Source organism: Polynucleobacter sp. MG-28-Ekke-A2, from assembly GCF_035012985.1.
Lineage (GTDB): Bacteria > Pseudomonadota > Gammaproteobacteria > Burkholderiales > Burkholderiaceae > Polynucleobacter.
Genome location: NZ_JAYGQU010000007.1, coordinates 1 through 25,738, shown reverse-complemented (window position 1 = coordinate 25,738; position 25,738 = coordinate 1). Strand labels below are relative to the sequence as shown.

The 25,738-nt window shown below is 46.1% G+C and carries 29 protein-coding genes and 2 tRNA genes; 19 read left to right on the top strand and 12 right to left on the bottom strand.

Annotation, left to right across the window (positions count from 1 at the left end; all coding sequences use genetic code 11):
* The first annotated feature begins 42 nt into the window (after positions 1-42).
* From VC188_RS05950 to VC188_RS05940, 3 genes are all read left to right on the top strand, one after another.
* On the top strand, positions 43-1,383 hold the full coding sequence (locus VC188_RS05950) for an aspartate aminotransferase family protein (protein ID WP_216262635.1): 1,341 nt from the start codon (positions 43-45) through the stop codon (positions 1,381-1,383).
* A 63-nt stretch (positions 1,384-1,446) separates the two neighbouring features.
* Positions 1,447-1,725 carry a type II toxin-antitoxin system RelE/ParE family toxin gene (locus VC188_RS05945; RefSeq protein WP_215357080.1) on the top strand — a complete coding sequence of 93 codons (279 nt, stop codon included), beginning with the start codon at positions 1,447-1,449 and terminating at the stop codon, positions 1,723-1,725.
* Positions 1,726-1,733: 8 nt separating this feature from the next.
* Entirely contained in the window at positions 1,734-2,048 is a 315-nt protein-coding gene (locus tag VC188_RS05940) for a HigA family addiction module antitoxin (RefSeq protein ID WP_323483345.1), read from the top strand.
* A 15-nt stretch (positions 2,049-2,063) separates the two neighbouring features.
* On the opposite strand, the gene VC188_RS05935 is transcribed toward VC188_RS05940, so the two are convergent.
* Together VC188_RS05935 and VC188_RS05930 are read right to left on the bottom strand one after the other, a co-directional pair.
* A complete protein-coding gene (locus VC188_RS05935) occupies positions 2,064-2,792 on the bottom strand; it encodes an LrgB family protein (protein ID WP_323483344.1) in 729 nt (242 codons plus the stop codon).
* Positions 2,785-3,132 carry a CidA/LrgA family protein gene (locus tag VC188_RS05930; protein ID WP_216262019.1) on the bottom strand — a complete coding sequence of 116 codons (348 nt, stop codon included), beginning with the start codon at positions 3,130-3,132 and terminating at the stop codon, positions 2,785-2,787. The genes VC188_RS05935 and VC188_RS05930 overlap by 8 nt, the downstream gene beginning before the upstream one ends.
* Before the next feature lie 218 nt (positions 3,133-3,350).
* Between VC188_RS05930 and VC188_RS05925 the strand changes: the two genes are divergently transcribed.
* From VC188_RS05925 to soxA, 12 genes are all read left to right on the top strand, one after another.
* Positions 3,351-4,502, top strand: a complete 1,152-nt coding sequence (locus tag VC188_RS05925; RefSeq protein WP_215357072.1) for a branched-chain amino acid ABC transporter substrate-binding protein — start codon at positions 3,351-3,353, stop codon at positions 4,500-4,502.
* Between the two features lie 31 nt (positions 4,503-4,533).
* Positions 4,534-5,466, top strand: coding sequence for a branched-chain amino acid ABC transporter permease (locus tag VC188_RS05920; RefSeq protein ID WP_216262018.1), 933 nt, complete (start codon positions 4,534-4,536; stop codon positions 5,464-5,466).
* A 2-nt stretch (positions 5,467-5,468) separates the two neighbouring features.
* Complete coding sequence (locus VC188_RS05915; RefSeq protein WP_323483343.1) at positions 5,469-6,611, top strand: branched-chain amino acid ABC transporter permease; 1,143 nt, start codon at positions 5,469-5,471, stop codon at positions 6,609-6,611.
* A complete protein-coding gene (locus VC188_RS05910) occupies positions 6,608-7,402 on the top strand; it encodes an ABC transporter ATP-binding protein (protein ID WP_323483342.1) in 795 nt (264 codons plus the stop codon). Before VC188_RS05915 ends, VC188_RS05910 begins: the two co-directional genes overlap by 4 nt.
* A gap of 2 nt (positions 7,403-7,404) precedes the next feature.
* Positions 7,405-8,112, top strand: coding sequence for an ABC transporter ATP-binding protein (locus VC188_RS05905; protein WP_215357064.1), 708 nt, complete (start codon positions 7,405-7,407; stop codon positions 8,110-8,112).
* A gap of 6 nt (positions 8,113-8,118) precedes the next feature.
* Positions 8,119-9,264, top strand: coding sequence for a M20 family metallopeptidase (locus tag VC188_RS05900; protein ID WP_323483341.1), 1,146 nt, complete (start codon positions 8,119-8,121; stop codon positions 9,262-9,264).
* A 122-nt stretch (positions 9,265-9,386) separates the two neighbouring features.
* The gene (locus VC188_RS05895) at positions 9,387-9,836 is read left to right on the top strand and encodes a (2Fe-2S)-binding protein (protein ID WP_216122551.1); all 450 of its coding nucleotides are present in this window, start codon (positions 9,387-9,389) and stop codon (positions 9,834-9,836) included.
* A 10-nt stretch (positions 9,837-9,846) separates the two neighbouring features.
* Entirely contained in the window at positions 9,847-12,063 is a 2,217-nt protein-coding gene (locus VC188_RS05890) for a xanthine dehydrogenase family protein molybdopterin-binding subunit (RefSeq protein ID WP_323483340.1), read from the top strand.
* A gap of 27 nt (positions 12,064-12,090) precedes the next feature.
* Positions 12,091-12,531, top strand: coding sequence for a sulfur oxidation c-type cytochrome SoxX (gene soxX / locus VC188_RS05885; protein WP_323483339.1), 441 nt, complete (start codon positions 12,091-12,093; stop codon positions 12,529-12,531).
* A gap of 11 nt (positions 12,532-12,542) precedes the next feature.
* The gene (locus tag VC188_RS05880) at positions 12,543-13,019 is read left to right on the top strand and encodes a SoxY-related AACIE arm protein (protein ID WP_323483338.1); all 477 of its coding nucleotides are present in this window, start codon (positions 12,543-12,545) and stop codon (positions 13,017-13,019) included.
* Positions 13,016-13,345: a thiosulfate oxidation carrier complex protein SoxZ gene (locus VC188_RS05875; RefSeq protein WP_323483337.1), complete on the top strand. Its 330-nt coding sequence runs from the start codon at positions 13,016-13,018 to the stop codon at positions 13,343-13,345. Before VC188_RS05880 ends, VC188_RS05875 begins: the two co-directional genes overlap by 4 nt.
* A gap of 38 nt (positions 13,346-13,383) precedes the next feature.
* Positions 13,384-14,124, top strand: coding sequence for a sulfur oxidation c-type cytochrome SoxA (soxA, locus tag VC188_RS05870; RefSeq protein ID WP_323483336.1), 741 nt, complete (start codon positions 13,384-13,386; stop codon positions 14,122-14,124).
* Positions 14,125-14,141: 17 nt separating this feature from the next.
* On the opposite strand, the gene purU is transcribed toward soxA, so the two are convergent.
* The 4 genes from purU to VC188_RS05850 all read right to left on the bottom strand — a co-directional run bounded on the left by purU (position 14,142) and on the right by VC188_RS05850 (position 18,386).
* Complete coding sequence (gene purU, locus VC188_RS05865; RefSeq protein ID WP_323483335.1) at positions 14,142-14,996, bottom strand: formyltetrahydrofolate deformylase; 855 nt, start codon at positions 14,994-14,996, stop codon at positions 14,142-14,144.
* A 78-nt stretch (positions 14,997-15,074) separates the two neighbouring features.
* Entirely contained in the window at positions 15,075-15,482 is a 408-nt protein-coding gene (locus tag VC188_RS05860) for a hypothetical protein (RefSeq protein WP_323483334.1), read from the bottom strand.
* The gene (locus tag VC188_RS05855; RefSeq protein WP_323483333.1) at positions 15,433-15,837 is read right to left on the bottom strand and encodes a surface-adhesin E family protein; all 405 of its coding nucleotides are present in this window, start codon (positions 15,835-15,837) and stop codon (positions 15,433-15,435) included. The genes VC188_RS05860 and VC188_RS05855 overlap by 50 nt, the downstream gene beginning before the upstream one ends.
* A gap of 89 nt (positions 15,838-15,926) precedes the next feature.
* Positions 15,927-18,386 (bottom strand): penicillin acylase family protein, encoded by a 2,460-nt coding sequence (locus VC188_RS05850; protein ID WP_323483332.1) that lies wholly within the window; start codon positions 18,384-18,386, stop codon positions 15,927-15,929.
* Between the two features lie 135 nt (positions 18,387-18,521).
* Between VC188_RS05850 and VC188_RS05845 the strand changes: the two genes are divergently transcribed.
* A tRNA-Leu gene (locus VC188_RS05845) sits at positions 18,522-18,610 on the top strand.
* Between the two features lie 20 nt (positions 18,611-18,630).
* The gene (locus tag VC188_RS05840; RefSeq protein ID WP_323483331.1) at positions 18,631-19,095 is read left to right on the top strand and encodes a hypothetical protein; all 465 of its coding nucleotides are present in this window, start codon (positions 18,631-18,633) and stop codon (positions 19,093-19,095) included.
* A 3-nt stretch (positions 19,096-19,098) separates the two neighbouring features.
* On the opposite strand, the gene VC188_RS05835 is transcribed toward VC188_RS05840, so the two are convergent.
* Genes VC188_RS05835 through VC188_RS05815 form a run of 5 tightly spaced genes read right to left on the bottom strand, consistent with a single transcriptional unit; the run spans position 19,099 to position 23,283 of the window.
* The gene (locus VC188_RS05835; protein WP_215361198.1) at positions 19,099-19,512 is read right to left on the bottom strand and encodes an ExbD/TolR family protein; all 414 of its coding nucleotides are present in this window, start codon (positions 19,510-19,512) and stop codon (positions 19,099-19,101) included.
* A gap of 2 nt (positions 19,513-19,514) precedes the next feature.
* Positions 19,515-20,207: a MotA/TolQ/ExbB proton channel family protein gene (locus VC188_RS05830; protein ID WP_323483330.1), complete on the bottom strand. Its 693-nt coding sequence runs from the start codon at positions 20,205-20,207 to the stop codon at positions 19,515-19,517.
* Positions 20,208-20,212: 5 nt separating this feature from the next.
* On the bottom strand, positions 20,213-20,917 hold the full coding sequence (locus VC188_RS05825; protein ID WP_323483329.1) for an energy transducer TonB: 705 nt from the start codon (positions 20,915-20,917) through the stop codon (positions 20,213-20,215).
* Entirely contained in the window at positions 20,914-21,720 is an 807-nt protein-coding gene (murI, locus tag VC188_RS05820) for a glutamate racemase (protein WP_323483328.1), read from the bottom strand. Before murI ends, VC188_RS05825 begins: the two co-directional genes overlap by 4 nt.
* A gap of 39 nt (positions 21,721-21,759) precedes the next feature.
* Positions 21,760-23,283, bottom strand: a complete 1,524-nt coding sequence (locus VC188_RS05815; RefSeq protein WP_215357025.1) for a fumarate hydratase — start codon at positions 23,281-23,283, stop codon at positions 21,760-21,762.
* A 187-nt stretch (positions 23,284-23,470) separates the two neighbouring features.
* Here VC188_RS05815 and acs point away from each other — a divergent pair, with 187 nt between their 5' ends.
* Positions 23,471-25,444 carry an acetate--CoA ligase gene (gene acs, locus VC188_RS05810; protein WP_323483327.1) on the top strand — a complete coding sequence of 658 codons (1,974 nt, stop codon included), beginning with the start codon at positions 23,471-23,473 and terminating at the stop codon, positions 25,442-25,444.
* Positions 25,445-25,501: 57 nt separating this feature from the next.
* A tRNA-Ser gene (locus VC188_RS05805) sits at positions 25,502-25,592 on the top strand.
* A gap of 52 nt (positions 25,593-25,644) precedes the next feature.
* On the opposite strand, the gene VC188_RS05800 is transcribed toward VC188_RS05805, so the two are convergent.
* On the bottom strand, positions 25,645-25,738 hold a 94-nt coding region (locus VC188_RS05800), incomplete at its 5' end, for an IS3 family transposase (RefSeq protein ID WP_216176193.1).

The window sequence follows — 25,738 nt, the reverse complement described above, 5'->3', positions numbered from 1 at the left end:
ATCTAGTTTTAAAAAGATCAAATAGAGAAACGCATGACAACAATGAACAAAACAACCAGCGGAATTGATATGTCAGCTTATTGGCTGCCATTTACACCTAACCGCTACTTTCAGCACCATCCGAAGATCATGCAGTCAGCTAAGGGAGCTTACTACTTTGATGATCAGGGTCGTAAGCTATTTGATGGCTTATCTGGGCTGTGGTGCTCTCCATTGGGGCATGCTGATCCACGTATTGGTGCAGCGATTCAAAAGCAGTTTGAAACGATGGATTATTGCCCTGCATTTCAGATGGCTAGTGAAACAACTTTTAGCTTGGCTAGTCGAATTGCAAAGATGGCGCCGGAGGGATTGAATAAAGTATTTTTCACCAACTCTGGTTCTGAGGCGGTTGATACTGCATTGAAGATCGCCATTGGTTATCACCGAGTAATGGGCAATGCATCCCGTATTCGACTAATTGGACGAGATCGCGCTTATCACGGCGTTGGTATCGCTGGTATATCGGTGGGTGGTATGGTCGCCAATCGCAAAATGTTTGCCAGCATGATGATGCCCGGTGTGGATCATTTGCCGCATACACTCAATCTCTCACAGATGGCTTTCTCAAAAGGGCAGCCAAAGTGGGGAGCGCATTTGGCAGAAGAGTTAGAAAAGATTGTTGCTCTTCATGATGCCAATACGATTGCCGCTGTCATCATGGAGCCTGTGCAGGGATCGACTGGGGTAATAGTGCCGCCGGATGGCTATTTACAAAAGATTCGTGAGATCTGTACTAAGCACGGTATTTTGCTGATCTTTGATGAGGTGATTACTGGCTTTGGTCGCTTAGGGGCAAACTTCGGCGCTGATCGCTTTGGTGTAACGCCCGACATGATTACGTTTGCCAAAGGAATTACGAATGGTGTAATTCCAATGGGTGGCGTGATTGTGCGTGGAGATATTTACGACAACATTATTTCGAATGGTGGGCAAGAGCAAGCGATTGAATTTTTCCATGGCTATACCTACTCAGGTCATCCGATACCTGCGGCTGCAGGCCATGCAGTGCTTGATATTTTTGAGTCTGATGATTTGGTCAATCGGGCTCGAGCACTAGAACCTGTTTTAGAAAATGGACTTCATGCCCTAAAGGGTAAGTCTGGCATTTTGGATATTCGTAACTTTGGTTTATCTGGCGCTGTTGAGCTTGATCCTGTGCCAGGAAAGCCAGGTCTACGTTCCATGAAGGTGCTGGAGGCCTGCATCGAAAGAGGTGCTTTAGTAAGGGTGGCTGGTGACGCTATTGCCGTAGGCCCCCCATTTATATCCAAGCCTGAAGAAGTGGAATTTCTGTGTAGCGTTTTAGGTGATGCTATTGATGAGGCGATGAAGGTTAATTAACCGCGTAAATATTAGGCTTTTAATTGGCTTGAATTATTGTATAGCTACGCTATACAATATGGTATGATTAAATCGTTTAGGCATAAAGGATTGCAGTTATTTTTTGAAACTGGAAGCCGTGCTGGCATTCAAAGTTCTCATGCTCCTCGTCTTTCAAGACAATTATCCAGATTGAATGAGGCCCGTAATTGGGAGGATGTGAATATTCCTGGCTGGCGATTACATTCCTTAGGTGGAAAACTGGTTGGCCACTTTTCAATTTCAGTTAGTGGAAACTGGAGAATTACTTTTAGGTTTGAAGGCGAAGACGTAGTGTTGGTCAATTATCAGGACTACCATTGATGATAAAAATGAGAAAAATGCACAACCCCCCGCATCCAGGACTCACCTTGCGTGATGATATTCTCCCTGCTTTAGGGATTACTGTTACTGCCGCAGCTGATCAGCTTGGTGTGACTAGAGCCGCTTTATCTCGAGTATTAAATGCTAAAGCTGCAATTTCGCCTGAGATGGCATTGAGAATTGAGGCATGGTTAGGCGTTGAAAATGGTGGCAGTGCAAGTATTTGGTTGGCCCAACAGTCTGCTTATGATTTGTGGAAAGCTAGAAAGACTATTAAACCTAAAGTGAAGCACATACAAATAGCGGATTTACTGGCCGCCTAATTATTGGCGACTCAATTAGCGATTGAATAAGTGGTAAATCACAGGAATCGCTACTGCACTGACAACGCCATTAATGCCCATCGCTAGGCTGGCGTATGTTCCTGCTTCAGGATGAATGCTAAATGCACGTGAGGTCCCGATACCATGAGCGCCAATGCCAATCGCAAAACCTCTTTGCCACCAAGCTTTCATACCCAATGCGTTCAATACAAAGGGTGCCAAGATAGCACCTAGTATTCCGGTGCTCACGGCAAAGATGGCCGTTAGAGTGGGTGAGACGCCAATACGTTCTGCAATACCCATGGCAATTGGTGCTGTGACTGATTTGGGATACATTGCCCCAGTAATGCTGGAGTCCGCCCCGAGCATAGTAGCAATACCTACCGCACTAATGATTGAAACCAATCCGCCCGTGCATAGCGAAGCAATCAAAGGGATTGATCTCCCCTTAAGGCTACTTAATCCCCTATAGATGGGGATTGCTAAAGATACTGTCGCCGATCCCAATAGAAAGTGAATAAACTGAGCGCCCTCAAAATAGGTTGAGTAGGGCATTTCAATAAATTGAATCGTACTTGCCACAATCAGAATGGCAATTGCTACTGGATTTGCTAATGGATTCTGATGACTAGCCTTATAAATGCTGAGTCCAATTTGATAGGCCGCTAGCGTAATAAACAGGGCAAAAAGCGGGCTTCCTGATAGGTAAACCCAAATCTCAACGATGGAGTGCTTTTCACTCATGAGATTCTTTCCTACTCAATAAACGGGCGACTAACGCGCTAGAGGCAATAGTGAGGATGACGCTACCAATGAGGGCGCTAATAATGGCCCATGCATTTGCCTTGAGCTGGGGCAAGAAAAGCACCACGCCAACAGCAGCTGGAACAAAGAGAAGTCCGAGGTACTGGCTAAAGCCATCGCCCACCATGGCTAAGTCGGGATTAATCCCTTTGCGCAAAACCAGCCACAGCACCAAGAGAACCAATCCAATGACCGGTCCAGGGAGCGTCGGCAGAAGGAACTTAGAAACGAGTTCACCCAGGCTTTGAAATAGAAGGATTTGTACAAGGCCAAAAATCATGTAGCTATCTTACCGCCTGCGTGAATAGACTGCCCAGATAACCATCCCAGTGCCAGAGGCACCAAACAAGGGGCTTTTATAAAGCTTCACCGTGACTTTCTAAGTTAGATTTGAGTTATTCAGGGATGCCCTGAGGATTCCAGTCAATAACTTGTATACAAAACCTTGCTACACTGGTCTGAAAATAGCAGTTCATATTAATAAATAGGAGATTCAACATGAAGTCACTCGTATCTGGCTTGCTTCTTGCTTTGTGTTCCAGCCTTTCTTTTTCTGTATCGGCTAAAGATACGGTCAAGATTGCCTACATTGGGCCATTGACCGGAGGTGTTTCCGCAAATGGTATTGGTGGTCGTAACTCTGCTGATCTAGCGGTTCGCCTCAAAAACCAAGACCCGAATGCTAAATATAAGTATGAATTGGTTACTGCAGATGATGAGTGCAAGCCAAACGTAGGCGTTCAAGTCGCTACCAAAATTGCGTCAGATAGCTCCATCATCGCTGGTGTAACGCATTACTGCTCCGCAGTCGCAATGAGTACTGTTGACGTTTATCACAAGTTTGGTTTGCCAGTGATGGTGTGGGGTGCTGTTCTTCCCGAAATCACTTATGGCAATGACTATAAAGAGATTCATCGTGTAAACGGTACGATGATTAATCAAAATGAAGTAGCAGCTAAATTCTTAACTGGCTTAGGCTACAAGAAGTGGGTCATCATTCATGACACTACCGATTACGGCAAAGGTCACAATAAGTATTTTTCTCAGTTCCTGACTAAAAATGGCGGCCAGATCTTGGGCACCTTTGGTGTCACCGCTGACCAGCAAGACTTCACGGCTGAGTTAACTAAAATCAAGCAGTTGAATCCTGAAGTGGTTTACTTTGGCGGTCTCACACCAATTGGTATTCGTATCCGCACACAAATGGATCGTTTGGGTATCAAGGCGGTATTTGAAGGAACTTCTGGAATTAAGTCTGATGCTTACATCGAGGGCTTAGGTAAATTATCTGAAGGCTCTTTATCCTTCATCGAGGGCGCACCATGGGAAAAGCTTCCAGGTGGACTTGAGTTCATTGCCAAGTATTCACAACAAAAGTATCCAGATGCGCCTGAAGCCTACGGTCCTTTTGCCTATACCGCTACCAATCTGATCATGGCTGCAATTGAAAAGGCAGGACCTAATCGCAAGAAGGTCATGGATCTTTTAAATAACACCCAAAACGTAGAAACGATTATTGGCAAAGTCAGTTTTGATGATCATCGCCAAAACATTGTTCCTTTGATATCTAAGTATGTTGCGCAAGATGGCAAATGGGTTCTCTGGGAAGACAGTCTCTATGCTAAGAAGCAGCGTAAGTTAGGGCAGTAATTGAAATCGTAGTAGAAGAGGGTAATTTTGCATGTCATTTGATATTTTTTTGCAGTACCTGCTCAATGGTTTGATGTTGGGTGTAATTTATGCAATCGTGGCAGTTGGATTTACCCTCTACTTCGGTGTTTTGGATGTCATTAAGTTTTCTCACGGTGACATCCTCATGGTTGGGGCCTTTGCTGGCCTCACCGCCTATATTGGTATAGCCGAGACTTTTACTTCTCCTTGGCTACAGCTTCTTGTGTTAATAGTAGTGAGTCTGGCTGTTGCAGCCTTTCTTGGTGCAGTCATTGCGCGCTACCTGATCCTGCCTTTGCAGAAAGCGCCCCCAATCAACACCTTATTGGTAACCTTGATGTTGGGTCTTGCGCTGCGTGAATTAGTCCGTTTGTTTTATCCAAATGGATCCAATCCCAAACCTTTTCCAAAGTTGCTACCGGTTGATGGCATTGTTCTTGGCGAATTTACGTTGCGCTCTGACAGCCTCATCTTGCTCATTACCGGAGTCTTAATTATTGTTGCAGTTCAGCGCCTGATCACCAAGAGCAAGATTGGCTTAGCTATTCGTGCGGTTGCACAAGATAGCGAGACAGCACGCATTATGGGCATTAACTTCCATCGAATTGTCTTGATTACATTCATGTTAGGTTCAGCCTTGGCTGCACTAGCTGGCTTAATGAATGGTCTGTATTACAACGAAGTCAATTTCAGCATGGGTTTATTGCTAGGCGTGATTGGCTTCTCGGCTGCGGTAGTCGGCGGCTTGGGAAATTTCTATGGTGCGATTGTTGGAGGGTTCTTATTTGCAGGACTCCAAACGATTGGCGCTGTTTTGCTGCCAGCCATATTGCCCAGTGTTCCTAGTGCATACAAAGACGTCTTTGCCTTTGCGGTAATCATCATCATCATGGGATTGAAGCCTACAGGCTTGATTTCTGAAAAATCCAGCGAGCGAGTTTAAGTATGAAGTTATTAATATCTGCCTTCATTGCCTGCCTGGTCTATTGCATTCTATTGTTGGGCTCTGAAAACCAGTTAGAAGTTGGCGCTCTTGTAATCCTCGCGTTTGTAACCAGTTTGGTTGGTAAAAAATTAGGGTTGATGGATAAGCTAGCAAATGCCGTGAGAGAACATCCTCAGTTTCCCGCTTACGCCTCGATTGCAGGTGTGCTCATAACCATGCTGGTGTTCCATAATTCACACTTTGCACTCTTGATGCTCGCTACAGTGCTGATCTATTCCATTGTTTGCCTTGGTTTAAACATTCAATTTGGTTATGTCGGCATCGTGAACTTTGCAGGTGCCGCTTTCTTTGGTATCGGCAGTTATACCGCTGCAATATTGTCGACCCACACCGCGATCCCGCATTTGCTGGTTCTATTTATAGCCGCAGGTATCTCTGCCCTGATTGGTTCCATATTGATCTACCCAGTGTTGAGAACACGTGGGCACTATGCGGCTTTAGTCACCATCGCTTTCGGTATCTTGTTCCGCAACTTCTTGGAGGTGAATGACACCTTGGGTGGTCCGCAGGGGTTAAAGATTCCTCCTCTCACTATTTTTGGCTGGAATTTATCGGATGGTTTGGACATAGGTGGTTTTGAATTGTCTTTCTACATCCCATACCTCCTGATCGCATTAGTTCTGCTAATTGCTAGTTTTAGAATCACCCGCAATTTAGAGCGCTCATGGATTGGATTGAGTATGGATATGGTCCGTACCGATGAAATTGCAGCCTCTACTTTTGGTGTGAATATTGCGCACTGGAAGGTAGTGGCATTCACATTAGGCAACTTCATTGCTGGTATGGGAGGAGCACTCTACGGAATGATGACGGCCTATGTTGCCCCAAATAACTTTACCTTTGCTGACTCCTTGATATTGGTATCAATTGTGATTTTGGGTGGTATTGGCAACCCATGGGGAATCATTCCTGCAGCAGCCATTGTGGTGATTCTTCCTGAGAAGCTTCAATTCATTCAGGAATATCGTTTCTTGCTCTATGCCATTGTGGTGATCTTGATCTTGCTATTCCGTCCCGATGGTTTGTTGCCAAGGCGGATTCGAGAGTATTTCCCGGGCAACAAAGCGGGAGGTCAAAAATGAGTTCATTGACATCATCCAAGAACAAAATCCTAGTCGCAGAAAAACTCACCATGCGTTTTGGTGGTGTAACAGCATTAGATTCGTTGGACCTTCATGTGAATGAGGGTGAAGTATTGGGATTGCTAGGTCCAAATGGTTCAGGCAAGACCACTTTCTTTAACGTCATTACCGGTTTGTATCGGGCCAGCTCAGGCAGTGTTTTATTTCGTGGTGAGGATTTAACTGATGCTACTGCTCAGCAAGTGTATCTGCATGCAATTACTCGTACGTTTCAACGCTCGCGTTTGTCTTTGCCTCTAACGGTCTTCGATAACATCGCGATTGGAGATAACCGTCGATTAAATACTGGGCTTTTCTTTAATTTGTTTCAAAGAGAGAAATTTAAGCAAGAATACGAAGGCTTGGTTGAGCAGGTAAGGCAGCTGCTCCTTACATTTAATCCTAAGTTAGCTGACAAAATATTTGAGCCGGTGGCAAGCTTGCCAATGATTGATCGCCGCCGCATTGAAATCTGCAGAGCCTTGATTAGTCAACCTGATTTACTTCTTCTAGATGAGCCTTCAGCCGGCATGACTCACGATGAGACCGCTGAAGTAATGGATGACATTTTGCAGGTACGTAGCAAGATTAAGCTATTCACTATTATTTTGATTGAGCATGAAATGGGTTTGATTCAAAGAATGACTGAGCGTTGCATTGTTCTGAACTATGGAAAGAAAATTGCTGAGGGCACTTACGATGAGATCGTGAATAATCCCGAAGTACAAGTCGCTTATTTGGGGCAGGAATAATCATGGCCTTATTAGAGATTGAACACATCTATACCGCATACGATCGCATTGATGTTTTGGAAGACGTCTCCATCAAAGTCGAGAAGGGTGAAATTACCTGCATTCTTGGTGCCAATGGCGCCGGTAAATCTACCTTAATTCGATCCGTCCTAGGATTGACCCCGGCTAATCGTGGAAAAATCATTTTTAATGGCGTAGATATTGCCCATTTGCCAACACATCGCATTATTGAAGCAGGAATTGCATGTGTTCCAGAAGGACGTCGCGTGTTTCCGCGTATGACGGTGGATGAAAATCTATCTGCTGGAGCTTATCTGGTAACTGATAAAAAAGTGATTGAAGAGCGTCGTGAGCATGTAAAGCATTTATTTCCGCGCCTTGCCGAGCGCTCTAATCAGTTAGCGGGGACTATGTCCGGTGGTGAACAGGCGATGCTGGCGATTAGTCGCAGCCTCATGAGTTCGCCTGAGTTGCTGATATTTGATGAGCCTTCACTGGGCCTGTCACCTTTGTTTGTAAAAGAAAACTTTAAGATCATTAAAGAAATCAATCAAATGGGTACCACTGTCTTATTGGTTGAGCAGAATGTTCGTCAAACCTTGGCAATCGCCCATCGTGGATATGTCATTACCAAAGGCCAAGTGGTGGCTGAGGGAAGCGCCACAGCATTGGCTGAGAATGCGGAAGTACAAGCAGCTTATTTTGGATAAATACAGATGACAACCAACATTCCTGATCCAATTGCATTAACTCAAGAGCTGATTCGTTTTAATACGATTAATCCCCCGGGCAATGAAGATCAAGTCTGTGAATATCTAGCGAAACTCTTAGAGTCTGTAGGCTATGAATGTCGCAAGATTGAATTTGCCCCACATCGAATGAGTTTAGTTGCCAAAATTGGCGCCTGTTCCGATCAAAAGCCTAGTATCTGCTTTACTGGGCATGTAGACGTTGTTCCTTTGGGTGCTCGCACTTGGAAATATGAACCCTTTGCCGGCATTATTGAAGATGGCAAGCTATATGGGCGCGGCTCTAGTGATATGAAGAGTGGCGTCGCTGCTTTTGTTGTTGCAGCTATGAAAATGGCTGACTCCGCAAAGCAAGGCGCTGGCGTGAGCATGATCATTACCGCAGGAGAAGAGACGGGCTGCGAGGGCGCATTTCATTTGGCAGCCAACCAAGAGATTTTGGATTTTCTGGGCCCTGCTGGATGCTTTATTGTGGCTGAGCCAACGGCCAATGAACCTTTGCTGGGTCATAAAGGGGCTTACTGGTTAAAAGCCTCCATCGATGGTGTCACAGCACATGGCTCGATGCCTGAGCGTGGAGACAATGCGTTCTATAAGCTGGCTAAGGCGGCATTAACGCTAGAGAAATTTTCTTTTGATACTCCTGTTCATGAGTTGATGGGTCAGGGCACCCTGAATGTGGGCACTGCAAAATCCGGCATCAATATCAACTCCGTTCCTGATGCAGCAGAAATGACGCTGGATATTCGTACGGTTGCAGGGCAAAACCACCAACATATTTATGGCTGCCTTTGTAAAGCACTAGGCCCTTCAGTACGGCTGGACACCATCATTGATATCGAAGGTGTTTTCACTCCAGCCACAGATCCCTGGATGGCAAGCGTGTTTGATTTTTGCGAAAAGATTAATAGGGTTCGCCCAGTTGAAAAGACCGTGTCTTACTTTACTGATGCATCAGCATTAAAGCCCGCTATCGGCAATCCACCTACGGTGATTCTAGGGCCGGGCCAGCCAGAAATGGCCCATCAAACCGACGAATTTTGTTATGTCGACAAGATTACAGACGCGACCCAGTTATTTTCTGAATTAATCCTTGATTGGCAGGCTCACTAATCCTTTGCCTTCAATACATGTTGCATTGCAATATATTAATTCTTAGTTAAGATAAGCACACGATAAGAAGGGGTAATGAAGTTACCCCTGAAACCATAAAAAGAATTTACAGGAGAGCACTCATGGCTGAATTGAATGTCAATGGCAAAAAATACAAGGTGGACGTAGATCCAGAAACCCCATTGCTGTGGGTGATCCGCGAACAGGTTGGATTAACCGGTACTAAGTATGGATGCGGAGTGGGTCAATGCGGCGCATGCACAGTGTTATTTGAAGGCCAGGCCATTCGTAGCTGCTCTATTCCAGTAGGTGCTGCTGAAGGTAAAAAAATCGAGACTATTGAAAGTCTGGAGAAGAGTGGTCAGCTTTCTAAAGTTCAAAAAGCGTGGGTAGACAATCAAGTGCCTCAGTGTGGTTACTGTCAGTCTGGCATGGTGATGGCAACCACTGCTTTGTTAAGAAACAATCCAAAGCCTACCGATGCGCAGATCGATGAATCCATTACTAATATCTGCCGCTGTGGCACATTCCAGCAAGTACGCGCAGCGATTCATGCGGCTAGCAAGGCCTAAGGGGAAAGACATGACTACAAATACAAATATTTCTCGTCGCCACTTTGTTATTGGTTCTAGTGCAATTGCCACTGGCTTAGCTATTGGCTTTGATCTCACATTCATGTCTGCTGCAAATGCAGCAGTCGGTTCAGGCGCATCCGCCATGGCCCCATTAGCTAGCCCAGAAATTGGTATTTGGGTGGTGGTAAAGCCAAATGATGATGTTGTTGTGCGCATTGTTCGTTCCGAAATGGGGCAGGGCACGATCACAGGTTTGGCGCAGCTAGTTGCGGAAGAATTACAGTGCGACTGGAAAAAAGTATCTTATGACTATCCATCGCCTGGCGAGAATTTAAAGCGTAAGCTGGCATGGGGCAGCTACTCCACTGGTGGTAGTCGCGGCATCCGCACATCCGAGCAGTATGTTCGCAAAGGCGGAGCTGCTGCGCGCATGATGTTGATTCAGGCTGCAGCCAACCAATGGAATGTTCCTGCCTCTGAATGCGTTGCAAAAGATAGCGTGATTACCCATACGCCGTCTGGCAAAAAAACGACTTTCGGTAAAGTATCTGTAGCAGCATCACAGTTGGAAGTGCCAAAAGACGTCCCATTGAAGGATCCCAAAGAGTGGACCTTGATTGGTAAGCCCGTCAATCGTATCGACGGTGTTTCTGACAAGGTGACTGGTCGACAGGTCTATGCAATTGACTTGAAGATGCCAGGCATGCTGGTAGCTAATATTAAAGAGTCTCCAGTATTTGGCGGCAAAGTGAAGAGTTACGATGCGGCTAAAGCACAGAGTATGAAAGGCGTGAAGAAAGTAGTTCAGGTAGGTGACTCAGCAGTAGCCATTGTCGCCGAGACTTTCTGGCAAGCTAAAACCGCGTTAGATCAAGTGAATATCGTTTGGGATAGTGGTTCCAACGCCAACGTCTCCAGCGCTTCTATTAAGAAGATGTTGGAAGATGGTTTGAACGCTGATGATGCTTTTGTACACAACACCAATGGTGATGTCAAAGCAGCGATGTCTGGCGCATCTAAGAAATTAGAGGCTACTTATTTCTACCCATTCTTAAATCATGCTACCTTAGAGCCGCAAACAGCGACTGCAAAGTGGACTGCCGACTCTTGCGAGGCTTGGGTTCCAACTCAAGACGGTGAGGCTTCATTGGCAGCCGTTATTGCTGCATCTGGACTTCCCGCGGAAAAATGTAATGTCTATAAGGTAAACCTTGGTGGTGGCTTTGGTCGCCGTGGCGCTTTCCAGGATTACACAACACAAGCGGTTAATATTGCTAAGCAAATGCAGGGCACTCCTATTAAGTTGATTTGGACTCGTGAAGAGGATATGACCCAGGGTCGCTACCATCCCATCATGATGTGTAAGATGACTGCGGCAATCGATGACAAGAAAAACGTCACCGGTATTAATATGCGCCTATCAGGTCAATCTATCTTAGCTTCGGTGCGTCCGGCGGTAGTTGCCGCAAATAAAGGTAAAGATCCTTTGACCTTCCAGGGTCTTGAGGACAGCGGGGAGCATGGAATTACTTATAGCTTCCCCAATATCACGATTGACCATGCCATGCGCAATACCCACGTGCCACCAGGTTTCTGGCGTGGTGTGAACGTTAACCAAAACGCAATCTTTATTGAAACGTTTATGGATGAGTTAGCTGAAGCTACTGGCATGGATGCGGTAGAGTTCCGTCGCAAACATATGGAAAAGTACCCTCGTGCAGTTGCAGTATTGAATGCGGTAGCTGATGGTATCGGTTGGACTAAGCCTGCTGCCCCAGGCGTATATCGCGGGGTTGCACAAATGCGCTCATTCGGTAGTTACGTTGCTGCAGCCTGTGAGCTTTCAGTTAAGAACGGCAATGAAGTGAAGATTCATCGCATTGTTGCTGCCACCGATCCGGGCTACGCAGTAAACCCTGCGCAAATTGCCCGTCAAGTGTCCGGCTCCTTTGTCTTCGGCCTATCCGCTTTATTCGAAGAAGAGATCACGATTGAAAATGGTGCTGTTGTTCAGAAGAACTTTGATACCTTTAACTCAATCCGCCTCTATCAGATGCCGAAAGTCGAAACCATCATCATTCAAGGCGGTGGCAAAGACTGGGGTGGGGTAGGCGAACCAACGATTGCGGTGGCTGCACCAGCTGTTCTCAATGCCATTTATCGTGCGACAGGTAAACGCTTGCGCACCGTGCCTTTGAAAAACAGCGGCATCAAGTTGGTTTAAGAGCTAGCTCACAGTGAAGTTGTGTCGATGAGAAAGAGGATTGCACTAGCGTTTTTATGGCTAGTCATCCTCAATCTGAATGCTGTGCATGCTCAAGTAATTACGGGGGATTCGATTTTCGAATCCCTTTCTTCTGAGGTAGGCAACCCAATACGTGGCAGAGCAATCGTAGCAAGTCGTCAAACAGGTTTATGTTTGTTGTGTCATAGCGGCCCCTTTCCAGAAGAGCGCTTTCAAGGAAACTTAGCTCCTGAATTGAAGGCAAGCGTAGCGAGGTTAAATGCGCCTCAATTAAGGGCGCGTATTGTGAATGCAGCGCATTTCAATCCACAAACGATCATGCCAGCCTACTATCAAACAAGCCATCTCAATCGTGTAGCCCCTAAATTTGTTGGTCAAACCATATTGAGTGGCCAAGAGATCGAAGATGTGATCGCTTTCTTAATGACTTTGAATAATCAAAACTAACTGTAACTAAGATGAAAAATACTATTTACCAGCATCGCCGGAAATGGCTTAAGCAAGTTCAAGGTCTTGGACTGATAGCCCTTGGCTTGCTAGCAAATCCTTTAACAGCCTTTTCTAAAAAAGAGGATGCAAATGAAGCCATTAAAAAAATTGTTGGTGGCGCTACTATTCGGGAGGGTAAGGTTGCTCTAACTATTCCCCCGCTGGTGGAGAACGGCAATCTAGTGGTTTTGAAGGTCAGCGTAGATAGTCCGATGACTGCCAATGATTACGTCAAGACCATATATGTGATTGCCGAGGGTAATCCTTTGCCCAATATCTTTACCGTGTACCTTACCCCTCGCTCAGGAACTGCCAATATTACGACTCGCGTCCGTTTAGCTGATAGTCAGAAGGTATGGGCTATTGCACAGATGAGTAATGGTAGTTTTTGGCAGGGTTCCGCCGAAACCTTGGTAACCCTTTCCGCATGTACGGAGATGGTATGAGTAAAACTTCCCGTACATCCATTACGATGCCGTCGACGGCAAAAAAAGATTCCATTATTGAGATTCGCGCAATTGCGCAGCATGATATGGAGTCTGGTTTTCGATATACCGAGGGCGGTAAGCCCATTCCACGCGACATCATTCGCACCTTTACCTGTACCTACAACACTGTGGAAGTGTTTAAAGCGGATTTCTATTCAGGGATTGGGGCTAATCCCTTAATCATCTTTGCTACGATCGCTGTTGAGTCCGGAACCCTTGAATTTAGATGGGTTGGGGATAATGGGTACGAGGCGGTAAACCAGTCTCACATTACTGTTTCGTGAATCAGCAGACATCTTTATTCCTAAGCAGTATTTATTTAATGCTTGCTAACCTTATACCAATGGGGGTAGCCAAAGCAGTGCCGCCATCACAGCAATCGAGTTATGAATTAATGTCTGCTGAGAACAAGGCAATGCAGGATGATCCTTCATTCAATCCGGCAATGTTCTGGGTTGGTGATGGCGAAAGTTTATGGCAACAGAAGCTTGGCCCACAAAATAATTCTTGTAGTACCTGCCATGGCGATGCAAAAAAATCCATGCGGGGTGTAGCGACACAATATCCGAAAGTGATCAAAGGCAAACTCCAGACCCTAGAGGGGCAAATTAATCAGTGTCGAGTTGGCACTCAATCAGCCCCCGCTTTAGCTTATGAGAGTAAAGATCTGCTAGCTTTAACAGCCTTCATTGCGTTTCAATCCAAAGGCATGCCAATTGCAGTTAATGAAAACTCTGTTAACGCACCTTTTTTAAAAAAGGGTAGGCAGTCTTTTAACGAGCGTATGGGACAGCTCAATTTATCTTGTGCGCAATGCCATGAGGACAGGGCGGGTCTTAAGCTGGGTGGTAGCCCAATACCTCAAGGGCATCCCAATGCCTACCCAATATATCGCTTGGAGTGGCAAACCTTAGGTTCATTGCAAAGGCGCCTACGCAACTGCATGAGCGGTGTAAGAGCCCAACAATTTGAATATGGTTCGCCAGAGATGGCGCAGTTAGAGCTGTTTCTGATGTGGCGAGCTAGAGGTCTACCCCTAGAATCTCCAGGGGTGAGGCCTTAGCAAAAGTTTTTCCTCAGTTAATCAGAAAAGACTACTGAAGTTGCTCCATTTATGAGAACGCGGTCATGTAGGTAGTAACGTAATGCTCTTGAGAGAACGGCGCGCTCTAAATCTCGACCCTTACGTACTAAATCATCTGGTGCATCGCCATGGGTAACGCGGGTCACGTCTTGTTCAATGATCGGACCCTCATCCAGATCGCTGGTCACAAAATGGGCGGTAGCACCAATCAGTTTGATGCCGCGCGCATGTGCTTGGTGATAAGGCTTGGCACCCTTAAAGCTAGGTAGGAAGGAATGATGTACGTTAATGCAGCGGCCAGATAGTTGGGTAGATAGATCATCCGACAAGATTTGCATGTAGCGTGCCAAAATCACCATATCAACCTTCGACTCGGCAACGATTTCGAGAAGTCTGGCTTCTTGAGCTGGCTTGGTTTCAGGTGTGACTGGTAAGTGGTAGAAGGGGATATCCGCAAAATCGATGCTTGCATAAACTTCGCGAGGATGGTTGGAGACGATACCGCAGATAATCATTGGCAATTCACCAATGCGCCAGCGATAGAGAAGGTCAACTAGGCAATGATCTAGCTTGGAGGCCATGATTAATACTCGCTTGAGGTCTTTTACTGCACGCAATTCCCAGGTGAGTTCAAAACGCTTTGCAATTTCTAAAAAGCCGGCTCGGAGTGAATCTACATTCGCAGGACAACTAAAGCTGACGCGCATAAAAAAACGCTTTGACGCTTTGTCATCAAACTGTTGAGCCTCTTCAATGTCACCGCCCAGTTCAAATATATAAGTGGAGACCGCGGCAACAATGCCAGGCTTATTGGGGCAGGTGAGGGTGAGGTAATAGTTTTCAGTGATCATATGAAATTGTTAGTAGATTGCTTGTAATTGGCAATTTTAATCTGTTATCCCGCTGCTTGGGGATAAGTGATTCAGTTATTAATGGGGGGATTTTTGAAGCGAATCCGCGGGTCCCAATAAGGGCTCGCTATTGTCAGTAATCGTTGGCAGGACAACTTCAATACAGATAGGTTTTGAGCCAATCACATTAAAGAAGCTGCATTCCTTTTTGGTAGCAGCGGATGCAGCATGTTCCAAAGGGGACTTGCCTGTAGCTGCAGTTGATGCAAGGCTAACCGCTGTTCCAGGATTGGCTACAGCAGCAGTTCCAACAGCGCTGGCAGCTGCCGTACTGGAGCTACTTAAAGCGGCTAAAGGCGCAGCGCATCCGCTAATAAAAAAAACCGAGATACCTAAGACTGCTAAGACAATCGCCTTTAGCGTTAATAAGCCTGTTTTACTTTGTCCGGCAAGCAACGTTAAAGACTCCGGCTGGCCAAGATCCATTCTCAATGGTTTCAAAAGAGCTATCTGGAGTTTTTTGTTCTTCTACCACTTTGCCTTTGCCCATGTTCCCGGAAAAGACTTTAAATTCGATAGGGCGATATTTCATGGCGCTGCAATCAAATTCGTTAAGGCCAATAAGGGAGTTTGCAGTCTCTTTAGTTTTTGGATTTTGTCCAGGTTTTTTGAAATCCAATAAAGACATAATTTGTACTTTATCGCCTTGCTTTTGAATCGTAGCTGCGTCTACGTAAAGAGTGAAAGCATCAGGTTTGCCGATCTCTTGCCATTCTGCAAATGCGTTGGGAGAGCAAATTATGGTGGTGGCTAGAACAAGCAGAGAAGATAATTTTTTCATGAAAGGCCCTTTAAAATTTCTGGTCACAATAATCACATTTTACCTGCCATGAATAGCAGCCGTGAGATTTTTAGCGTTTATCTAAATGCTTATTTATTCATCAATTCGAGCTGTCGACCAGTCTTTTCTGGCTTCATCTGCAGCGGGAGATATTCATTATTGGCCCACAACGAGTTCATATTGCGATAGAGCTTACTTTGCACCCATCCAGATTGGCCTGTCTGATATACAAAGAGTGATTTCTCCAGATTCGATAAATCATAGACTGTCCGCAAGCTTGGGGCCTGCAGTGTTTCATAGGGGTTCTCGGACTGCAAAAGTTCAAGGCGCCCCACGTTGACTGAAAAGCTATCTCCAGGGAAGGGCGTTTTGATATTAAATAAATCTCCAAGTAGCGGCACCTTGCTAAATGGACGATGCTCAGAGACGGCGATATGCGCCTTGCCCCAGGCCCAAGATTTAGGATCGTTGCCAAACTCCTTGCTTAAGTAATCCAAGGCTTTATCAAGCGCCTGATTGGAGGACTCCTGACAGGATTCAATCTTCTCAGTTTTTGGATCATCACACCAGGGACTGTTGGGATTTGTAACTTGCTGTATTAGTGGGGCGCGGTAGTTACGTGCTCCATAATTTTCAGTAAATAGGTAACTCAATCTAGAGAAGAGATTGCGCGTTAATTGGTCCGCCCAGGCATTGAAAATAAGTGCGCCTGCGCTATCTACTTTCATATTGCCATCAAAACTTTTACCAATCTCCATTGCTTGCATGCTTAAGGGATGAGAGCTTTGGCTGGCCTTAAATAGTTCTAATAATGGTGTTGCCCCAAGCGATAGGGTATCGCCTTGCATGATTTTCATATCATCAGCCGAATGGGTGCTCTTAGATTTGATGAGGTCAACTATGCGGTCATAACGGGTTGGTAAGTCCCAGTCGCCAGTTAAAGGGTTGGGATCATTGGCTGCAATAATTTTTTGATTGGCGGTTGCTATCCAGCCTTGCTCTGGGTTGTTGCTGGCGGGGAGTTGTTCAAAGGGGACATAGCCATTCCAGTCATACTGACGTTCCCAGCCAGGAGCTGGCGCCACCCCATAAAGCCCCTGGTGCAGAATTCTTTTGGGGGCTACTCCCGCTGCCTGATAGGCAATATTACCTTCTGTATCTGCCATCACCACGTTTTGCATCGGGGCATAATTTTTTCGTAGAGCTTGTTTAAATTGGTCAAGATCAGCTGCACGATTCATATCCATCAAGCCAGCAACCGATTGGTTTTCAACATCGAGCGCCGTCCAGCGCAAGGCAAGAGCAAAACGATCTGTATCAATCGTACGCTTGGCTTTTGCATGGGAATCCGAGATGACAGGACCATGTCGAGTTTCCTTTACTAAGAAAGTTAGAGAAGGGGATCCTTTGATGTCAATAATCTCTTGATGCACTTTGAACGGAAGTGGTCCATCAGGACCTCGATACATGCCCGGATTCTTGGAGTCAATTTGCTCAATGTATAAATCTTGAACATCGGGTCCAGTATTAGTAAAGCTCCATGCAAACTTATCTGTTCTACCCAAAACAACTGCAGGTATGCCGGGGAGGGTCCCGCCGATCACATTTAAACCAGGTGCTTCTAGGTGGGCGAAGTACCAGACAGCAGGGGCGGATAGCCCCAGATGCGGATCATTAGCCAATAATGGCTTGCCAGAGGTGCTTAACTTGCCGCTCAAAGCCCAGTTATTGGAGCCGATACCGTCTCTTGCTCCCATTTGATCTAACTGACTCAACTCGGTTGCAGGCAAGTTCTGAGGCTTACTTTCTGCTGGACCGGGAGCGGGATGAAAGACTTTCAACTCCCTATACAGCTTAGAAAAATCTGCATTGCTGACGGGCTCGTCATTCTCATAGGGCTGAATCACTTCCCATACTTGTTTGGTGCTAAGGTATTGGGAGAGCTCTAGTCTTTGTAATTCTTTCTGCCAATTTCCGCCTAGGTCATACGCCATCATGAGCATCCAGGCGACGCTATCTGTTGGTGACCAATGGCCTGGTTTTGAACCTGTTAAGAAATACTCCACTGGGAGAGCCCAGCCTAATTGCGCATTGCCAGCATTGACGCCGTCGGCATAGGCTTGCAATAAACGTTTGGCGGAAACGGGGTAGCGATCAAATTGACGTTCAGCTGCACGCTTGATGCCGAGGGTGCGAACAAAGCGATCAATTTTTACAGTGTCATTACCCAAGATTTCTGAAAGTCGACCGCTCGCAATGCGTCGATTCATTTCCATTTGCCAGGAGCGTTCACTAGCGTGGAGGTAGCCTAAGGCAAAGTAGGCATCTGCCTGGCTTTTTGCTTTGATATGTGGAATATCAGACTCATCAAAGGTAATGGCAACAGAATCACCCAGACTTTTAATTGCGCGTTTGCCGGAGATATTGGATTGGGCCGAATATAAATAGGCAAGAGTGGCTACTAAGCTCGCTACGAGACATAGCCCTATTAGCCACAGTCCAGCCCGTAAAAGCTTGCCGAGACCCGATGATTTAGCCAGTAAATTCATGAGGATATTTTAGATGTTTTATTCGGTCTACCCTTGGTTAGCGGGGCAAAAGGGGCTCCAGGGGTTTATAAAGGGGTTGCGTGCTAAAATTTCGCTTGTCTTGATTTATTTAGCACGGCTTTATTGTTGATGCGAGCCCGAGTGGTGAAATCGGTAGACACAGCAGATTTAAAATCTGCCGACTCAAAAAAGTCGTGCCGGTTCGATTCCGGCCTCGGGCACCAAAGACACTTCTACCTCGTTTATGAATTTACCCAAACTTCTCATTTGCTCAAGCTTGATCTTTTCATCTCTCGCATGGGGTGTTGACGTTCTGGAATTTAATTGCAAGCGAACAGAAAAAGGCTACACCGAAGAGTATGAGATGAAATTGATGCTCGCCTCGGGCGCTCAAAAAGCCAAGCTATTTTTAGATGGTCGCGACCTAGATCAGTCAGATATGTATGGAACACAAGTCGTCAAGAGCATCACCTTGGCACGACCCAATATTTTGATATTGATAGAGGCAAATTTTCAGCCTGAAGAAATTATGGGGGTTTCTTATCCTGCAGGTAATGTCATCACCAACATTACCCTTGACCCAGTAACTGGCAAGTTCAAGAAGGTCGAGAAAATACAGGGTGGTATTTTGGGCGCAACTATTGGAAACGGCACGCACACTAGTGAAGAAACTTGTTTTCCCTCGAAAGCGCCATACAGGACTAAGTAAAGCTTAGTTTGGCTCTGTCACAAACCCAAGCTTAGTTAAGCCAGCGCGGCGCGATGCAGCCAACACCTGCGCAACATATTCATACTTCACGGATTTATCAGCTCGAAGATTAATTTCTGGTTGAGGGTCTTTCTGGGCAGCTTTTTCAGCATAGCCATCAAAGGTCTTTAAATCGATCGGAGTGCTATTCCAAAAGATTTGACCATTAGCATCGATTGAAAGCTGAACTGACTCAGGCTTTACTTCGTTGCGTACGCTATTGGCCTTAGGAAGTTCTACCTTCACTGCCTGCTGAATCACCGGTAGTGTGATGATGAAAATAATCAGCAATACCAACATGACGTCCACCATCGGCGTCATATTGATTTCCGACATGATGTTGTCGTCGTTTTGATCGTCTTGGATATGAAAAGACATGACTATTCTCCGGAGTTAACGCGGGCACCAGTAACGAAGTAGGCTAATAGATCATTGCCAAAGCGATTGAGGTCAGCAACAAATAATTTATTGGCGCGATTAATGGCGTTAAAACTCAAAACGGCAGGGATAGCAACCGCAAGACCAAGGGAAGTCATGATGAGCGCTTCGCCAATGGGGCCGGCTACTTGATCAAGTTGTGCGCTTCCTGAGCTGCTGATGGCAATCAGGGCATGATAGATACCCCACACGGTGCCAAACAAACCAATAAATGGAGCGATAGCGCCTGTAGATCCTAAGAAGGTTAAGCCCTTCTGCAATCCCGCTGCAATGCTGTCAACGCTATTTTTAAGGCTTCTTGCCATCCACTCAGAGTAGTTCAGTGTTTGCAGTAATTCACGGTGGTTGGTCGATTGACTTTGATGATGCGCAGATGCTTTGGTTGCTGACTTAGCAATTTGGTAATAAGGGTTGATAGCATGATTGCTAAATGCTTGTAAGCCTTGATCAAATGAAGTGGCACGCCAGAATTGCTCAAGTTCAGGTTTGAGTTTGCGTAGATTACGTAAATCCCAAAGTCGAGTGAGCAAAATGACCCAAGTCACAATAGAGCAGATGAGCAGGGCAATTGCTACAAATCGTGTAATCACATCGCCTTCAAGCCAGAGATTTGCAATGCCAAATGGTGTATTCATATTGATTAATTCTTGAGATTAAATTTGATTAAAAGATTGGTGGAAATTCTTTGGGGTGAACCATTTACTAAAAAAGGTTTAAAGCGATAACGTTTGCCGATATCGGTTGCAGCGCGATCTAGTCTGGGGAAGGTGCTCGATTGAAGTAATGCTACATCTTCTACGTTGCCACTTTCATCAATAATTAAGCGCACTACCACTGTACCTTGTTCCCCAGAACGCTTTGAGAATGATGGGTAATAGGCATCTGCATCAGGCTGATAAACCACAACCAGTTTACCAATGTCAGTCTGAATAGGTGTGCCGCTAGCACCCCCACTAGTAGCAGGGGCTACAGCAGCGTTTTGGGTCTGCGATTGAGTTGGCGACTGAGATTCAGACTTGCTCTGTGCTTGGTTTTGCTGTGGCGTCTGCTGTGCTTGAGTTGGACTGGGCTTATCTGAAGACTTCTCTTTCGGTTTTTCTTTAACTACTTTTTTCTGCTCTTTAGGCTTTGGCGGAGCAGCGGCTGGCGGCTGTTGGGCTGTGGATGCCTCCGGGCTCACCAAATTCGCCATGACACGCTCATCATCCATTTGCGGCGGGCGCTGACTAAAGTATAAAAACTCGAGCGCAGGAAGAGCATGCAAAAGTACTACGATGCCAATAATGATGCGTTCAGATTTATTGAACGGTAGAAAATCGTCTAACTTTTTCAGAAAGGCGCTCATTTTATTTCACCCAAGATGCGCGCTTCAACTGTATGCGAAGTTAAATCGGCAGACATTAAATCTTGCGCCATGAGCAATAGTGACTCTTCATTCTTGCTGCTCAGGAATAGTATTGCTCCATGTTCATTACTAGAGCTTGTATCTTCAAGATTCTCAAGTTGTCTTTTGAGCTGCCTAACCACAGCATCGCTGGTGTCAATCAGCGTAATAGATTCGCCTAGCAGTTTACGAATAGCTTTCCTCAAGAAAGGGTAATGCGTGCAGCCTAGCACCAAGGTATCGGCGCCAGCATCCTGAATGGGCACAAGATGTTTTGCTAGCAACTCTAAGGTTTCTTCGTTATCCGCTTTACCAGACTCTATCAACGGCACCAATCCTGCGCCAGCTTGTTTAATGAACTGACAATCATTTGGCAAGGTATTTAATAAGGCATTGAACTTATCGCTCTTGAGAGTCGCCTCTGTAGCCAGGACGCCCACAATATTGTTTTGCGATTGCATGGCTGCTGGCTTAATGCCTGGCTCAACCCCAATGATCGGGATAGAAATCGCTGCCCGAATTTTTTTAATCGCTTCAGCAGTTGCGGTGTTACAAGCAACTACGATAGCGTCACACCCTTTGTTGGTTAGATAGCTGCAAAGGGCGAGGCTGCGCTTGGTAATCCAGTCGCTCGATTTTTCGCCATAAGGCGCGTTGGCTGAGTCGGCAAGATAGATATAGTCATGCTGGGGAAGCTGACGCAGAGCCTCATCCAATACGGATAAGCCTCCAACGCCAGAATCAAATACCCCGATGAGTGCCAATGTTGACTATGCTTACTCTGTAATGAAGTTGTTAGGGCGTTAAGCAATCTTGACTGGAATACCAGCAATCTTCGCTTGCCATTCACGTGGACCTTCATTGTGCATTGAGATGCCTTCTGAGTTCACTGCAACAGTTACTGGCATGTCTTTGACATCAAACTCGTAAATGGCTTCCATGCCTAAATCGGCAAAGCCAACTACTTTAGAGGTTTGAATAGCTTTAGATACCAAGTACGCAGCGCCGCCAACAGCCATTAAGTAAGCTGACTTATGTTTCTTGATCGCTTCAATCGCCTCAGGCCCACGCTCAGCTTTACCAATCATGGAGATCAAGCCAGTTTTGGCAAGCATCATTTCGGTGAACTTATCCATACGAGTTGCAGTCGTAGGGCCTGCTGGGCCAACTGCCTCATCACGTACTGGATCAACTGGGCCAACGTAATAGATCACGCGGTTTTTAAAGCTCACTGGCAACTCTTCGCCTTTAGCGAGCATGTCTTGAATGCGCTTATGAGCGGCGTCACGACCAGTCAAAATCTTGCCGTTCAGTAATAGTGTTTCGCCTAGTTTCCAACCAGCCACTTCTTCAGCAGTGAGGGTGTCTAAATTCACGCGCTTGGATTTTTGAACATCTGGTGTCCAGGTGACATCTGGCCAATCTGAGAGTGAAGGTGCTTCGAGTTTTGCAGGGCCATCGCCATGTAAATGGAAATGAATATGACGAGTCGCTGCGCAATTAGGAATCATGGCTACAGGCAATGAAGCAGCATGTGTTGGGTAATCCAAGATCTTGATGTCGAGCACGGTGGCTAAACCACCTAGGCCTTGAGCGCCGATGCCGAGTTTGTTTACTTTTTCATAGAGCTCGAGACGTAGTTCATCAACGCGATTTTTAGGCCCACGCTCAATCAGCTCTTGAATATCAACTGGACCCATCAAAGCTTCTTTAGCCATGAGCATGGCTTTTTCTGGTGTGCCGCCAATACCAATGCCGAGGATGCCTGGAGGGCACCAACCTGCGCCCATCGTAGGAACAGTCTTGAGAACCCAATCGACGATTGAGTCTGAAGGGTTGAGCATGACCATCTTGGCTTTATTTTCTGAGCCACCACCTTTAGCTGCACAAATCACTTCAACATCATCGCCTGGAACAATTTCGTAATGGATCACGGCAGGGGTGTTGTCTCCAGTATTTTTACGTTTGCCTGCTGGATCCGTTAGAACGGATGCGCGCAACATATTGTCTGGATTGAGGTAGGCGCGACGCACGCCTTCGTTCACCATATCTGTGACGCTCATCGTTGCATCAGGCCATTGAACATTCATACCAATCTTGAGGAAGACTACGGCAATACCAGTGTCTTGGCACATGGGTCGATGACCTTCGGCGCACATACGGCTATTGGTCAAAATTTGGGCAATCGCATCTTTGGCACCATGACCCTGTTCCAATTCATAAGCCTTGCCCATGGCGGTAATAAAGTCCTTGGGATGGTAGTAGGAGATGAACTGAAATGCGTCCGCAACGCTTTGAATCAGGTCGTTTTGTTTGATATTGGTCATGTTTATCTGCTTATTTCCACATTATTAGTAAGGTTTGCCCTATTTTAAGGGTTTGCCATAGAGCAAATCCCAAGTGTTTTCACTTATCTTCTAAGGTCTTGAGACTCTAAATATGCCATTCTGCGACATTTTCTCGCATTTGTTGTTGATTTTAGATTATTGATTATTAGATAGAGGGCTGTGAAGCATGGAACCATTAAAGCAAGAAAACCGCGTTTTTAACCCACCTGCAGACTTTGTAAAGGGTGCGGCAATTCCAGGTATGGAGGCTTATAACAAGCTCTGTGCTGAAGCCAATTCAGATTACGACGGCTTTTGGGGTCGTCTTGCTAAAGAGAATCTCTATTGGAAAAAGCCCTTTACCAAGGTTTTAGATGAATCCAAGGCGCCTTTCTACAAATGGTTTGAAGATGGAACTACCAATGCTTCTTACAATTGTTTAGATCGTCAAGTTGAAGCCGGCCTAGGTGATAAGACTGCCATCATTTTTGAAGCAGATGACGGTAGTGTTACTAAAGTAACTTACAAAGAGATGCTTGAGCGCGTTTGCAAAATGGCAAATGCACTGCGCAAGATGGGCGTTAAGTCCGGTGACAGTGTCATCATTTATATGGCAATGACCATCGAAGGTATTGTTGCTATGCAGGCGTGTGCGCGTATCGGCGCAATTCATTCAGTCGTGTTTGGCGGTTTCTCTGCCCAAGCATTGCGTGACCGCATTATGGACGTGGGCGCCGTTGCTGTGATTACTGCTGATGGACAGTTCCGCGGCGGCAAAGCATTGCCACTCAAAGCAATCTGTGACGAAGCTCTTTCAACTGGCGAGTGCCCTAAGGTTAAGCATGTAATAGTTAGTAAACGCACTGGTACTGATGTCACCATGCAAGCAGGGCGTGACGTGTGGATGCAAGAAATCGTAGCAAACGAAGCTACTACTTGCGAGCCAGAGTGGGTAAGCGCTGAGCATCCATTATTTATTCTTTATACATCCGGTTCAACCGGTAAGCCAAAGGGTGTACAACACTCAACAGGCGGCTACCTCTTGTGGGCCATTCTCACAATGAAGTGGACTTTTGATATTAAGCCTAACGATGTGTTCTGGTGTACTGCTGACATCGGTTGGGTAACGGGTCACTCTTATATTACTTATGGCCCACTCGCAGTTGGCGCTACTGAGATCGTATTTGAAGGCGTTCCAACTTATCCAAATGCGGGCCGTTTCTGGGACATGATCCAAAAACATAAAGCCTCTATTTTCTACACCGCACCGACTGCAATTCGTTCATTGATTAAAGCATCAAGCAATGATGAAGCAGTGCATCCAAAGAGCTACGATTTATCATCACTGCGCCTCCTAGGTTCTGTTGGTGAGCCAATTAATCCAGAGGCATGGATGTGGTATTACGAGCATGTTGGTAATTCAAAGTGCCCAATTGCCGATACGTTCTGGCAAACAGAAACTGGCGGTCACATGATTTCACCATTGCCAGGCGCAACCCCAATGATTCCGGGTTCATGCACATTGCCATTGCCAGGTATTCAGGCGGCGATTGTGGATGAGGCTGGTGTAGACGTTCCTAACGGTCAAGGCGGTATCTTGGTTGTGAAACGTCCATGGCCTTCCATGATTCGTACGATTTGGAATGATGCAGATCGTTTCGTGAAATCTTATTTCCCAGAAGAGTTGGGCGGTACTTTGTATCTTGCTGGTGACGGTGCAATCCGTAACAAAGATACTGGCTACTTCACCATTACTGGTCGTATCGATGACGTATTGAACGTTTCTGGTCACCGCATGGGAACCATGGAGATTGAATCTTGCTTAGTGGCTAACCCATTGGTTGCTGAAGCAGCAGTTGTGGGTCGTCCTGACGAGCTGACTGGTGAAGCCATTTGCGTCTTCGTCGTTCTGAAGGGCGGTCGCCCAACTGGTGATGAAGCCAAGAAGCTTGCTACTGAGCTGCGTAACTGGGTAGGCAAGGAGATCGGTCCGATCGCTAAGCCTAAAGATGTTCGTTTCGGTGATAACTTGCCTAAGACCCGTTCCGGTAAGATCATGCGCCGTCTCTTGCGTGTGATTGCTAAAGGCGAGGAAGTAACTCAAGACACCTCCACCCTGGAAAATCCACACATCTTGGACCAGCTAAAAGAGTCTCTGTAATAAGCTAAATCGAGATTTAGACCAAATCCCTTAGGGAATCGTATAATCATCGGTTCCGGAAGGGTGGATGAGCGGTTTAAGTCACACGCCTGGAAAGCGTGCGTAGGTTAATAGCCTACCGCGGGTTCGAATCCCGCCTCTTCCGCCAAGTATCAAGAAAACCACCTTCTGAACTGACCCCCAGTAGTTGGACAGTTTAGTTAGGTTAGCACGAGGGATTGAGTTCGGTATTGCACCGGACTTAATCCCTTTAGCTTTTGCTTGATTCGATCATGGTTGTAGTAGTGGATGTAT